A 13,990-nucleotide genomic window follows, 5' to 3' on the forward strand; every position below is an offset into this window, starting at 1 on the left:
GATTATTTTGTTTATTCAGTTCCCTTTGTTTTTCGCAATAGCCAAAATAAATCTCGAAATGAAATATATAAAAGAGGCAACTCAAAAAGTAACAAAAAAAAGCGCCACAACTTGATTATAAAAACTTTCTCTTGTTGAAATTTATTCAGATTATACTGAGCTTTTAGAATGTTGATCGCTTTATCAAAATTATGAGTATATTTATTTTCAAAAAAGCTATCACTTTTTAAATAAATTTCCTTTAGGTGTTTGTAATAATTATAGCTGAAAGGTCTATTGGTAACACTTTTTTCATGTTTTCTATATGCACAGGTTACATGGTTTAAGTAATAAACAGATCCTTTATCGCCTAGCATTATTGTAAATATAAAGTCTCCTGCTAAAACATTTCTGTACCACTGAGGAAAGTCAAAACTATATCTCTTCGATAGAATAGTTCCAATATGTATCTTTCTAATTTTAGCTTCTATTATTTCTTTTAGTGGAATTATTTGTGATTTATCTAAGCCTCTGTAGTCTGAGAATTTGACTAGGTCTCTACCATTTCGGTCAACCTTAATTACATCAGTGAAGCAAAATGATAAAAGTGGGTTGTCAATTAAAATGCTTATTTGCTTGTCCAGTTTCAAAGGATCAGTCCAATAATCATCACCTTCTAAATAGGCTATATACACTCCAGAACATCTACGATAAGTATCTATGAAATTATTCATCATACCTATATTTTCCTTGTGATGAATAGGTTTTATAACTTGAGGATGTATTTTTCTATATTTTTCTATTATTTCTTTTGTGCCGTCAGTTGATGCATCATTTCCGATTACAATTTCTAGTTCAAAATTACCTTTTTGATTAATAATACTTTGCAGTGCTTCAGCAATATAATTTTCTTGATTATAAGTAATTAAAGAGACACTTAGTAAAGGTTTTTTAATTGAATTCATATGTCTCTTATTATTTTCGCAGGAACTCCCACCACTAATTTATTATCAGGGATATTTTCTCTGACCACACTTCCAGCACCAATAACACAATTATTTCCTATTCTAATATTTGGTAGAATTACCGCTCCACTTCCGATAGCGGTATTATTACCAATTCTTACATTACCTGAGATATGTACTCCAGGAGAACATTCAACAAAATCTCCAATTTTTGAATCATGACCTACAGTACAGTTAAGATTAATTAATACACCTTTCCCTATTTTAATGTCTGAGGTAATAACAGAGCCGCACATTATACAAACACCTTGATTAATTTCAACACCAAAAATGCCTACAACAGCTTTTGGAGAAATAACGGTTTTTAGCTTCCCCCCTAAAAATTCAAATTTATCAGTCATTTTTCTCCTAAGCTGAGGTGATCCTAACCCAAGAGCAAAATATGGGTTTTCGGCCAAGATGTGTTTCGTTTCTTCAATTGATTTAATAATAGGAAATTTCCCAAATAAATTATCCCCAAGATCTTTAGAAATGTCATCAAAAAAGAAGATGTCTTTTTCATTATTTGATTTCTTCATCAATACAGTTAAAAGTTCCTTTGAAAATCCTTTTGCACCAATAATGATCATCCCTTGAAAAAGTTATTTATAATAAATATCACCTTATCTAATTCTTCTTGAGTGATATCGTGAAATAATGGCAAGCATAAGACGCTCTTTGAAATAATATCTGAAATAGGGCAGGCCTGTTGATTATCTAGATAATGCAAGCTTGTCAACGATGGATAGAAATAACGCCTTGGAAAAATTTTATTAGACTCTAAAATAGCTTTTAACTCTAATGTCTCACTTTCGCCGGATAAAATTATTGGATAATAAGAATAATTGTTATTAGCATTTTTATTATAAGTTGGTTTTTTAATAAATTCCCATGCTAATTTATCATCGTAATATAAAAAGGCTCTCTTCCTTCCATTAATAATTTCAGAAAAATTATCCAATACGCAGTGACCCATTGCGGCATGAAATTCTGACTGTTTACCGTTTATACCGATTCCATCAAATTCCTCATATCCTTTATGGCCAAAATTTCTTAATTGCTTGATACGATAAGCATGGTCATGTGAGTTCGTAATCAGGGCCCCCCCTTCAATTGAGTGAAAAATCTTTGTTGAATGGAAACTTATTGCAGATATGTCACCAAAGTTAAGAATTGATTCGTTTTTATATTTGACATCAAAACAGTGAGCGGCATCATAAATAACTTTTAAGTTGTACTTTTTTGCTATTGAATCTATTCCTTCTACTTCACAAGGGTTTCCATAAACGTGAGTAGCCAAAATTGCGGTGGTTTTACTAGTTATTAATGTTTCAATTTTCCTATGATCGATATTTAATGTTTCGCTATCAATATCGCAAAATACCGGTTCACAATTTTGCCATACCAAACTTGATACAGTTGCCACATAGGAAAAAGGAGTGGTAATGACTTCATTTTTTAAATCAAGAGCTTTAATGGCTAACTGTAGAGCCATTGTTCCATTATTTACACATAATAAATTCTTACTACCTAATTTATTACTTAGCCTGTTTTCTAAATCAATCAATAAACTTCCATTATTAGTTAGCCAATTACTATCCCAAATCTTTTTGAGGTAATTGTTATACTCTGCTCTATCAGGAAGAAATGTCTTTGAAACATTTATCATATCTTTATTTTATATTCAATTTGTTTTGAGGTCATTTTTTATAATATAATTCAATTTTTTATAGTGGATGATAATATTCTTATGAGTATATGAATCAACAAACAATTACAAAGAGATATCCTGATAACTGCAAACCACATATAATTCAAAAAAAAGAATTACACTATTACTTTTCGTCTTAAATACATACTAAACAGCATATTTTTAAACGTAATATAAGTCTTAAGATTGAATGGGTGCCTTCTTATACATATAAAAAATGTATGTATTGCTGCCCCATACAAACCGATAGAAATAAACCGTGCTATTGCTTGATCATATTTCAAGGTCGGATTACTATTGTACTTATGTTTTAATTTATTTTTTAGTTCTCTATATTCCCAATCTTTTCCCTCCATTAAAACATCACTACCAAACTTCTCTCGTTGATTCTTTAGGATTCGCATAATTTCAAAGTTAATAAACCGCTCATCATCGATTAAATCGACCCTATTTGTTAGAGAATCTTTATGTATTCGGTAATTATACAAGGTTGCTTTTAAATTTGTTGTGACAAAATTCTCACTTATACGTTGTGATAAATCAACATCCTCAGCATGTAAAAATGCTCTATATAATCCCCCTATATCCTCAATTATATCTGTTTCAAAAATCATTGTAGGCCCATGAAATTGGCTACCACTATTTAAACCTTCCACTATTTTGCTATAACTAGATTGCATAATAACCGGTTTTAAAAACGAACCGTCTTTATTCACAATATTAAATGAACAGCCACACATTTTAATAGACCTCTCTTTTAGAGTCTTAAGTTGCAATTCAAACCTATTCTTTTCTGACCAATCATCTGCATCATGTATAGTTAGATATTTCCCTCGACAACTTCGCAAAAGAGAATTTACTGTTGCAACTTTCCCCTTATTTACATTATTTCTGTAAATATTGATGCGAGAATCCAATTTGCTGCAATGCTGAATTATTTGCCAAGAGGCATCCTCACTTGCATCATCACAAATGTGAAGTTCCCAACTTTGATAGGTTTGATCTCTGATGGATTGAATTGCTTGTTTAACATATCTATCAGCATTGAAAACAGGCATTATTACAGATATCATCTTAAAAGATAAAACAAATTTTTAACACCCTTGCAAAGCCCAAAAAGTTTAAAATTGATTATTAAGTTCTTTATAAAAAAGAATACTGTATTTTGAGCTTTAAATATGATATGCAGCTTTCTAAAAAGCAATGTGTTAAACTCTTCAAAAAAAACATCTTTTTCATTTTTATTTAGTTTTCTTAAGAAAGAAACTAGCCAAATTAAAAATAAACGATCTGCCTTGATTTTTTCAGGTTTATTATTGCTCGGATTAGATATATGTAAATCCGATTTTCTGAAGTATATCAATTTACTATTAAAATAAAAAATCCCATTTGAATGCAAGCTGATATTTAGAATAGTTGCTATATCTGAATTCCATGCAGCAGGAAAATTAGTAATTCCTACCTTGCAATAAACACTTCTTTTATACAAAAAATCTGACATTGAAGTTTCATTGATACTAAAAGCTCTTAAAAAGTCCTTAAAATTAAGTTTCTCTGTTCCAAAATTATTTTTTTGTAACCTTTCAATATTAGAAGCTTTGTTCAGTCTAATTAGACTTTTCTCAGTATTCAAAGCTGGAATGATAAATTCTATCGTCTTTGAACTCATAACATCATCGTCTCCAAACAACCAAATCCAGCGTTCATCATTTATTAAATCAATACATCTCTCCCATTGTGCGACTAGATTTTGAGAACCTAAATTCTTATCAAATTTCTTGTACGTATATTGTACTGTTTTAAGAGTAGAACAAACAATATCTCTTAAATTATCGGGGCTATCATCATCTCCAATGTATAGTTGGAAATCTTTACAAGTTTGATCTTCAATAGACTGTAGTGTTTCTTTAAAATATTTACCTTTAAAAGCTGGTATAACAATGGCTAAACTCATTTTGAAATACGCCTCAACTTGCTGTAAATTTTATTTTTTTTGAAATGGGCTTTTTTAATTTTACTGATTTCTTTTTTATCAAATACTTTGTAAAAACCTTCAGCTGTAACCTTAGTGTTTAAAAAATCACTTACATCCTTTGCAATTTTATGTGGATTATTTTGTAAATCTTCAATATCAAATAACAGAATATCACTTGGGTAATCCTTATAAAAATCAATTAGCTGTTGATTATAAATTTTCCAGTCATTTAAAAATTGAGATTTCAATGTGGCCTTCTTGAAATGAAAATTGATTAATAAATTATACGCATTAATTATACTTCTTCGTGCTGGTGGAAATGTAGATTTATATCTTCTCAATAAAGAATCTACAACCTCGTCAGGATTTCTAAAAACTGCCAGTATTTTTAAATCTAACTCTTTTTTATACTCATTAATTAGTAAAGTTGATCTTGGCTCTTTCCAAATGAAATGCTTTTTATTCTGTAATGCAGCACCTACAATCGATAAAAATTCTTTCATGCTATTTTCCTGAAGAGTTATCGGAATGAAATTCTTAAGTCTCAATCCATCATCATTATGTCCGTGTCTCTTTATAATTTTACTTGCAAAATTAAGAAGTTGAATATTTTCATAATGCCCATATTTATTTGATAATGTGCCACCCAAGAGCTCCCCACTAAAATTTAACCCTTCAGTTGCCAACCACATAGCAGTTAAGGAAGTGCCTGATCGGTGCATACCGGCCACATAAAATACAGATTTATTTCTCAAGATACAATTTTTCTTTGATGAACTGATAAATTGATATTATTAAACTAAGGTATTTTTTGGAATCAAATACATTGTCACTTTTAAGTTTCAGTCGGACCCCATCCTCAATTTCACCCGCTAATTCTTTGTTAATGAGTAATTGAATATCAAAATTATATTTACCTTATTTGAGTAATAGTTTAGGAATACAGCATCTTTATTTTCACAATAGAGCAACTTTTATGTTCAGCTTTCAAATTTGATTGAATTCCTCATTTCGATATTTAATTTTATCTCGATATAAATTTTAAAGATTTAACAGGAGATTTTCACATGAAAAAGGCTTTAGGCATTTCGTATTTGGCACATAGAATTTTCACTTAAGTTTTTTGTTAGTTTTAACAATACCTAATCTTTTCAATTCAAGAATAACACATTTTTCTGTACCCTCACTTATTAATTTACCACCTCCCCAAATATGCAATTTATATTTGTGTAAAAGAAATTTCCTAAATTGATAAAATCCTCTTATTTTTTGCAAATTGAAAAGATAAGAAAAGTATACTAAATAAATTCTCAGCAATTCAATTGGGGTGTAAATTTTCAGCATACTTAGCCTAATAAGATTTGACCAAGCTATCTCTTTTTTATTTCTATCAAATGCTGTTATAATACCCATAATAAAAATAGATTTTAGGTTGGTCAGTAATTTCTCATTTGTCTGATCAATGAGGTTTAAGCATTTAGTTCCAAATCTTATTCTATTTTCATTTTGAATTGAAAAATGGTTTGAATTTGAAATTCTATTTATGGATCGTATTATCGCAACATTATCCGGTTTCACCGTGTTTTTTAGGTTGAGGTATCTACCTTTACTTTTCAAGATACATTCAATATGAAAGAATGTGTCTTGAAGTTGAATTAGTTCTTCGTCAAAAAGTATTTTCTCTTCAGTTAAAAACCCTGTTTTGTAAATGGGACCCATTATTTGCCATGCGCCAACGCCTCGTAACAGTTGATGAACATCAGGTTCTTCAAGAAACCTGGAGGAAAAAGCTATAGTTTGATTCACAATATTAAATATTGTCCCTGGGAAAATCAAGAACTCATATAGGTCACTATATTTTTCAAAAAATTTCGTTCTCCCCTTAAGACAGTCCGATAACAATATATCATCAGAATCTAAAAATATCAAATAATCTCCATTTGCGTTCTCTATTCCTATATTTCTGCAAGTAGGGGCACCTTTTGGCGTTCTGCTTCTTTTTAAGAATTTAAATCTGCTATCTTTTCTTAGATAGGTCTTTACAACTTCAAAGGTGCTGTCCTTTGAACCATCATCAACAATAATACATTCCCAATTCTCATAAGTTTGGGATAAAACTGAGTCAAGGGTTTTTCTAATTATTGATCCTCTATTAAATGTAGGAATAACTATTGAAACTAAAGGGCTTTTCATTTTACAAAACCTTTTGCTATGCCTTTGCCAATATTTACTATTCCTTCTATTTTAATCTCATTATTTCCCTTCCACTTTCTCAAAATTTCCATTTCACTATCTCGAAATGCATCATCTAAAAACCATAAAGCATTCTTTTTACAATAATTCAAAATAGAGGGCAAAGTGTTTAACCTTGCCTCCCACGCTCCATACGGTGCATCGATAAGTACAAAGTCTATTTCTCCATATTTTTTAATAATGTTTTCAATTAGCTCATGATTCAGCATAAAACCATTATTCCCTGTTGGGAAATTCATTGGATGATGTGTTACGTTCGTTAAATCACTCCTTAGAGCATTTAAAGTTTTTGTTAAATAGAATTGATCTTGATCAATAGAAATCAAGAGAAATTGATTTTGAGGGTACTCAGCAAAATACTGATAAAAAAGCTTGGTACTAATTCCAGAACCAAACTCCAATATAATTTTTGGTTTATTTATATTACACTCAGCCCAAAGGAAATTTAAAGTTTCAGCATCCAAAGTCCACAAATTATCTGTACTTACTTGGATTTGGTTCTTTAATTCAGAAGTTAAGATATTTTGATTATAAATTTTTAAAAGTTGGTCGTTTTCAAGACTTAAAGTATCACCCTTAAGTTTTATTCCTTTATTCATAAAAATCTGAACTGTTTTCCAATACCACCAAGGTCTCGATTTCTTTTTGGTAAAAGAATTATGCCATTTTTTGAAAGACTCGTAATTAATCATTGATTAGTCTAAAGTTTTGTTCTACCAAAACCTGTGCTTTGCCAGCAGCGGGCAATCTACCATTCTCATAATAAAGTCCACTCTCAACCATAAAACTGAATACTCCTCTTAACCAATCATCAATAACCCCATTTTGTGTTAAGTGTAATGTGAGTGTGTAAATTCCTACCACAAATGGTAATTTTTTGAATTCAATATCAATAAAATTATTTCCTGGTTTTAAACTAAAATTTTGTTCTGTGAAATTATTACTGAAATGCGTCATCCTATTACCAAAAGCATCATCTATCCCTGCTGATAATTCAATATTTTGCATTGCTTTTTGATTTAAATTTTCAATTTCAATTCTAAAAGCAGATTTATTTCCTATAGAAAAAAAATCTACAGGATTTTCGTTTTCTATAAGTTCTATTGATTTTATTTTAAGTAACCCTCTACCTTCTCTTTTAATATCGTCTGTGATAATTAATTTTCCTTCATTAGTTAAACTAAACCTGTTTTTGTATTTGTTAATAACCGTTTCCATTAAATCATTTTCAATTAATTTTCCTTGATCCAACAAGATTCCTCGATCACACAAATTCTGAACAGCCCCCATATTATGGCTCACAAAAAGCACTGTCCGTCCCTCATTTTTACTTACCGAATCCATTTTACCAAGGCATTTTTTTTGAAATTCGGCATCTCCAACAGCAAGCACTTCATCTACTATAAGAATTTCGGGTTCTAAGTGGGCTGCCACTGAAAAAGCTAATCGTACTTTCATACCCGAGCTGTAGTGCTTAACGGGTGTATCTAAGAATTTTTCTACTCCACTAAAATCTACTATTTCATCAAATTTTTGTTTGATTTCGGCTCGCTTCATGCCCAAAATAGTGCCATTGAGGTAGATGTTTTCTCTGCCTGAAAGTTCTGCATGAAAGCCAGTGCCTACTTCAAGCAAAGAGGATACTCGTCCGTTTATTTCAAAGCGGCCTTTGCTGGGGTCGGTTATGCGGCTGAGTATTTTAAGGAGGGTGCTTTTACCTGCTCCGTTTCGGCCAATAATGCCTACCGCCTCGCCTCGCTTTATTTCAAAGTCGATGTCTTTTAGTGCCCAAAAAACTTCTTTCTCACTAGCATCAGGTTTGAAAATACCTTTAAGTTTATCGCCTAAAGCATGGCGGAATTCTCCTTGCTTTTTATGTCCGATGATGTAATGCTTGCCTAAGCCTTGTACGCTGATGGCGGTGTCTGTCATGTTTTGTTATTGTTTTTGCTGCAAGGGCTTTCTGCTTTTACTTACACCCCTATAATCTCCTCGAAGGGATAGTCTCACAGATTTATTAAAGTAGTGTAAAGGAAATATTAATACTATTATATTAACCAAAAATTTAAGAAAGCAACACTTTATAATATTAAAAAAGTAAAGCAATTTGTGCTACTTCTTAATTACTAATTATTTATGGCTCCGCCCTTTCAGTCCCAGTTTTGGTACTTAGCAAGTTGATAGTGGGCACGCGTTTGGAAACGCGCGCCAGCGGAGGAGATAGTCTCACGGATTTATAGTTGTAGAAAATAATAAGTTCATCACTATTTTCTACTTTATTGGTCAGACGGTTTCAACCGTCAGACCAATGTGCTAAAATGATCCTCTCAATGGTTCAAGCGTCCGCTTGGACCAGCTATCTCCACAATACAAGCTTTTCAGTATCTGCAAACAAGCACAAGCGGACGCTTGAACCATTGCAGTAACTCCATTAGAAATGGTATTTCCCACTTTTATCGTCTTCCTCTTTTCCTAATTTCTTGACCTTCGCTTTGCTTAGTTCTGCTTTTAAGCTTAGTCCTAAACTTTCAATATATACAATTACTCTATCTTTCTGCGTTAAAATTACTTTACCTTCTTGTCCTTTCATACCTCCGTGCTGTATTTGCACTTTATCTCCTTCTTTTATAGGTTCTAGACTTACTTCTTCATATTCTCCTAACAAATTTTGTATGGCATCAATTTCAATTGGTCGGATTTTAGCATCTGCGCCCAAATAACGTACGAAATTGACTACTCCGGGAGTTTGTAATATCTTGAGCCTTTCGTGCTCCTCATTAAATTTCACGAAAACATAAGAGGGAAATACGGCAACTTTCACTTTCTTCTTCCTGTCGGACCATTGGCGAAGTACCGTTTGGGTTGGGCAATAGACTTCTATATGCTGATCGGCAAGCCTATCCGCAACCTTCTTCTCCATTCTGGATTTAGTGTAAATGGCAAACCAATATTCCATACTATGCATTATAACATGTAAAATTACGTTTTCAAACAGTTTATTAAAAGGAATTTATTTGATTTCGATGGATTGAGTTGGTGGGTTGACGAGTTAGCTTGTTAAGCCCCTTAATCCCCAAAGGGGAAATTAGTACCCCAATGTTCAACTGCGAAAATAGTCACAAGGGAGACACTTGCATCAGCTATTGACTTCACCCTAAAAGAAGATGAAAAGCCTCTAGTTTCTCTAGACAATATCTGCCATGACCTTTTCTACTCTTTTGAAATAAAGAAGTCCCGTAATGAAAAGAAGGATGACGATGCTGAAGGAAAAGTAAGCGAAGATGCTTGGTGGATCTCCACCCAAAAGGCTCCATCTAAAGCCTTCCACAATTCCTGCCATAGGGTTCGCATAATAGATAAATGAACCCCAATCAGGTAATCTTTTGATAACGTCCTTAGCTTGATAGCCCACTGGGGTAGCGTAAAGTCCAAATTGCACTAGAAATGGCACAACATGCTGAAAATCACGATAGCGTATCGTTAAGGCACTTAACCAAATCCCAACTGCCAAGGCTGAAACAATGGTTAAGACTATAAATATCGGCAAGTAAATAATATTTGCAGGTGGGATAAATCCATAATAAATCATCAAAATCACCACAAATAATAATGCAATGGCGAAATCCACAAAACCCACTAAAGCTTTAGACAATGGAATGACCAGGCGTGGAAAGTAAATCTTCTTCACCATTTCCTGGGCTCCTATGATGGAATTCCCAGATTGGTTGAGAACAAAGGAAAAATACGACCAGGATGCCATACCGCAAACTGCAAATAGAGGATAAGGCACTCCACTTGTTTCTACTTGAGCAACTTTCCCAAATACCACTGTGAAGATCGTTAGCGTTGCCAATGGCTGAATGAAAGCCCAGAGTAGCCCCAAAAATGTTTGGGCATATCGAACTCTCAAATCCCGATAGGCTAATATGTAAAACAAATCCCTGTAAGCCCACAATTCTTTCAAATTGATGTGCCATTTTGGTTTGGAGGCGTCAACAACTAATTTTTCCATGTTTATGAGTATTGAAAAGTGAGAAAAGGGTATTGAGATATCCACTTAGCTCAGCTTATACTTTAATTTACAAATATAGTAGAAAGAGTTTGGAGATGGAAGCGAGAGTTGGAAGTATGACTAATGACCATCTCCACTTAGCAAGAGGAAACACACCTGTATTCCTCGGTAAAATTAGAATACTTCTCTTTATTGGTTTAAAAGCACTTTTTCAATGTTTAATGGTGTCCCAGAGAGCAGAATCAAGCAATAAATTGCCAATTTTTGAATTTTAATACTAGCTTAATCATTCATACTTTTTCCATTGATGAAAAAGTAAGCAAAAAATCTAGGTAAAATGATGCTACTTCCCGCAAATGCCATAGCCTGCCCGCCATTTTACCCTCCAGCCCGCTTTTTCGCTTAGGGCGAAATTGGGGGAGTTAGCCATAAATGAACTCATCCGGTAAATTCAGCCCTATTATACCCTTATAATAACCTCTTTTCAGGATGCTTTTAGAATATTTGACAAAATATTTATACTATGAATAATTAGGGTGTCCCTGCAAGGAAAAAGGGTATTGAGATATCCACTTGGCTCAGCTTATACTTTAATTGACAAATATAGTAGAAAGAGTTTGGAGATGGAAGCGAGAGTTGGAAGTATGACTAATGACCATCTCTAAATTAGCAAGAGGAAGCACAAGCTGTCCTAATTACTGCTTATGTAGGATTAAAATTTATCAGGTTCTAATTAGTAAACATTATTATTAAAGGAATAGGTGTCATTTTCATCAAACCATTTTCTCAGGTCTGTTAATGCTTTTTCATAATCGTCCACCATTAATTCTCCATATTCGTCTGTAGGGATTGGGAATTCTTTGATAGCATGAGGCAGTTCTTCCATTATTCGATAAGCACAAGTGATTTTTTGGTTGCTATCGGGATTGGCTACACTGCAATTGGCTTTATCACTTTGGATTTGAACTTCCAGAAATTCAAATATTTTAGGCTGTCGAGTATAAACTAAACCTGGTACAATATCATAAGCAAAGCCATCATTGATGGGTGCTTTTTGTAAGCGGTTAATGATGTAATTGATTGCGGTTTCATCTCCCATTCGAGCTAATGCTAATCTAATATTCCATCTTGTGACTGCGCTTTTTTTTGCTACTAATAAGCTTTCAAGTCTTGGTATAGCCGAGTTGATTTGTAAGAATCCTATCAGTTTTACGAAATCATTGAAATGAGGAGTTTCAGCATTTAGATGGCTTAAAATTAGGGACTTCTGGCTTTCGGTAAATGTGGTGTTTTTGAAATTAGTTATAGCCTCAATTGCATTTCCTGCAATTCCTCTATCCACATCATTTAATGATTTGATTTGCTGATCAATAGCTTTTTCTTTTACTGCCTCAGCATCCGAAATACGTGCAAAACGATTGCTTAAGTTATAAGCTTTTGAACGAATCCGAGCCGTGCTATCGGATTGATATTTTTCCAGTTCTGAAAGTAGTTGATTGAAATCATTTTCTTGATCAAACAGGCTTTGGGGTGCTGTGGTATAGCTGCCATTTTTAGCTTCTTGAAAATATTGGTTGAGGGTAGCAACTGGTGATTGTGCCCATAAAGAAATGGTTATGAATTGTAGGGTTATGGTTAGGAGGGTTTTCATGGGGTTAGAATTTTTGTTTTTTTTTAAATAATAAATTTGTTAAAAATCTACGTCTGATTTTAATATCCATCCTGTAACTAATCGGGATCCCAAATATTCTATTTTAAGCTAATCATCTTTTTCTTTTAATATTTTAGGTACGTCACCTGACACCAAATACATTTTAGTAGGTTCATTTGGGGAAGAATAAATAACAGACTTTTCTACTATTACTTCTGCCACTTTTATATTTAAATACTCTGAGATATAGTCACGTTCAACTTTCTTTCCTTCTTGATATAGATATTGAATAGCTCTACTTGGCAATCTCTCCAAACGAGTATACTCTATCAAATCTCTTGCTTGAATATATAACCCTTTATCATCACAGCCATCATATTCGGGGGTTAAAAAATACAATGCCTTAAAGACACTATCTCGATTCATATCACCTTTAAATAATTCCACATAATAATCTCCTTGTGATTTTAAATCTTTATAATTAACTTTTCCTAACTCATTAGGATTATAATCTAAAAAGCCTATTACTATTTCTGATATCATTATTTCTTTACCATTAGGTAGATAACTTAATGTTAAACTATTATGGTTGTTCTTAACTGAAAATGACTGAAGTTCATCCTCTCTGTATATTTCCCAAATTCCTTCCATGCAATCTAACGGCAACTCTTGAGCATTGATGAAAGCTGAATTAATAAATACGCTTAAAAATAGAATTGATCTTTTCATAGTAAAAGTATTTAAAATCATTCTAAATACTCACTTAACATATTTAATCCTTTTTTTACTAATTCATTATTTGCATTCTTATTTTCCGTGATAATTTGTTTGATTATTCTCTTATTGATAATTTGTTTACCTAAATTATTTGGAGAATCTCGAAATTCCGAATAACCATATTCTAACCAATTATCATAATTGTATTTTACTACAGAATTTCTATAAATCTCATTCCAGTTTTCTTTATCATTTTCATATAAATAGGTATATAAAAATAGGTAATCAATGTCTTCTGGAAATGTTAAATTCTGTTTTATAAAAATAGCGTAATTTTCCACTTTTGGTTTTGGGAATTCAGGAATCTCTAAATTTTTAAAATATTCATAAGAATGTGGAAATTTCTTTGAAAAGTCTTCTTCTTTAAGGATCCGAACTTTAAGGTCTTTAAATTGCCTGTAATTCATGTATTTAATAGAATTAGCTATACGACTGTCAAATCGATTTTCTAATTTTTTCTGAAATTTTTTTATCCCAGAAGTATCATTCTCCAAGTAATATAGTAACTCTTGTTTGGCAAATGATAGTTCGAAAATTTCAACACTATTTAAATTGTTTTTTATGTATTTCAATACATCATTACTCATGTTTTGACCATTACATGACACAGTAATTATAAAAACTAAAA

The 13,990-nt window shown here is 32.3% G+C and carries 14 protein-coding genes; all 14 read right to left on the reverse strand.

Translation table 11 applies throughout. From position 1 onward, the window contains the following. Window positions 1-11 precede the first annotated feature (11 nt). The 14 genes from QYS49_RS02600 to QYS49_RS02665 all read right to left on the reverse strand — a co-directional run bounded on the left by QYS49_RS02600 (window position 12) and on the right by QYS49_RS02665 (window position 13,949). Window positions 12-944 (reverse strand): glycosyltransferase, encoded by a 933-nt coding sequence (locus tag QYS49_RS02600; RefSeq protein ID WP_308350079.1) that lies wholly within the window; start codon window positions 942-944, stop codon window positions 12-14. After that, window positions 941-1,573, reverse strand: coding sequence for an acetyltransferase (locus tag QYS49_RS02605; protein WP_308350080.1), 633 nt, complete (start codon window positions 1,571-1,573; stop codon window positions 941-943). Before QYS49_RS02605 ends, QYS49_RS02600 begins: the two co-directional genes overlap by 4 nt. Continuing rightward, window positions 1,570-2,652, reverse strand: coding sequence for a DegT/DnrJ/EryC1/StrS family aminotransferase (locus QYS49_RS02610; protein ID WP_308350081.1), 1,083 nt, complete (start codon window positions 2,650-2,652; stop codon window positions 1,570-1,572). The genes QYS49_RS02605 and QYS49_RS02610 overlap by 4 nt, the downstream gene beginning before the upstream one ends. Window positions 2,653-2,810: 158 nt before the next feature. Further along, complete coding sequence (locus tag QYS49_RS02615; protein ID WP_308350082.1) at window positions 2,811-3,752, reverse strand: glycosyltransferase family 2 protein; 942 nt, start codon at window positions 3,750-3,752, stop codon at window positions 2,811-2,813. Window positions 3,753-3,763: 11 nt separating this feature from the next. Continuing rightward, on the reverse strand, window positions 3,764-4,648 hold the full coding sequence (locus QYS49_RS02620; RefSeq protein WP_308350083.1) for a glycosyltransferase family 2 protein: 885 nt from the start codon (window positions 4,646-4,648) through the stop codon (window positions 3,764-3,766). Continuing rightward, entirely contained in the window at window positions 4,645-5,424 is a 780-nt protein-coding gene (locus QYS49_RS02625; protein ID WP_308350084.1) for a sulfotransferase domain-containing protein, read from the reverse strand. The genes QYS49_RS02620 and QYS49_RS02625 overlap by 4 nt, the downstream gene beginning before the upstream one ends. A gap of 355 nt (window positions 5,425-5,779) precedes the next feature. Then, entirely contained in the window at window positions 5,780-6,862 is a 1,083-nt protein-coding gene (locus tag QYS49_RS02630; RefSeq protein WP_308350085.1) for a glycosyltransferase family 2 protein, read from the reverse strand. Continuing rightward, complete coding sequence (locus QYS49_RS02635; protein ID WP_308350086.1) at window positions 6,859-7,614, reverse strand: hypothetical protein; 756 nt, start codon at window positions 7,612-7,614, stop codon at window positions 6,859-6,861. Before QYS49_RS02635 ends, QYS49_RS02630 begins: the two co-directional genes overlap by 4 nt. Continuing rightward, complete coding sequence (locus QYS49_RS02640) at window positions 7,607-8,854, reverse strand: ABC transporter ATP-binding protein (RefSeq protein WP_308350087.1); 1,248 nt, start codon at window positions 8,852-8,854, stop codon at window positions 7,607-7,609. Before QYS49_RS02640 ends, QYS49_RS02635 begins: the two co-directional genes overlap by 8 nt. 499 nt (window positions 8,855-9,353) lie before the next feature. Then, the gene (locus tag QYS49_RS02645; RefSeq protein ID WP_308350088.1) at window positions 9,354-9,878 is read right to left on the reverse strand and encodes a UpxY family transcription antiterminator; all 525 of its coding nucleotides are present in this window, start codon (window positions 9,876-9,878) and stop codon (window positions 9,354-9,356) included. 228 nt (window positions 9,879-10,106) lie between these two features. Further along, entirely contained in the window at window positions 10,107-10,934 is an 828-nt protein-coding gene (locus QYS49_RS02650) for an ABC transporter permease (protein WP_308350089.1), read from the reverse strand. A 733-nt stretch (window positions 10,935-11,667) separates the two neighbouring features. Beyond that, window positions 11,668-12,585: a HEAT repeat domain-containing protein gene (locus QYS49_RS02655; protein ID WP_308350090.1), complete on the reverse strand. Its 918-nt coding sequence runs from the start codon at window positions 12,583-12,585 to the stop codon at window positions 11,668-11,670. A 108-nt stretch (window positions 12,586-12,693) separates the two neighbouring features. Next, a complete protein-coding gene (locus tag QYS49_RS02660) occupies window positions 12,694-13,314 on the reverse strand; it encodes a hypothetical protein (protein WP_308350091.1) in 621 nt (206 codons plus the stop codon). A gap of 17 nt (window positions 13,315-13,331) precedes the next feature. Continuing rightward, complete coding sequence (locus tag QYS49_RS02665; RefSeq protein WP_308350092.1) at window positions 13,332-13,949, reverse strand: hypothetical protein; 618 nt, start codon at window positions 13,947-13,949, stop codon at window positions 13,332-13,334. Window positions 13,950-13,990 lie beyond the last annotated feature (41 nt).

The organism is Marivirga salinae, assembly GCF_030503855.1.
Classification (GTDB): Bacteria; Bacteroidota; Bacteroidia; order Cytophagales; family Cyclobacteriaceae; genus Marivirga; species Marivirga salinarum.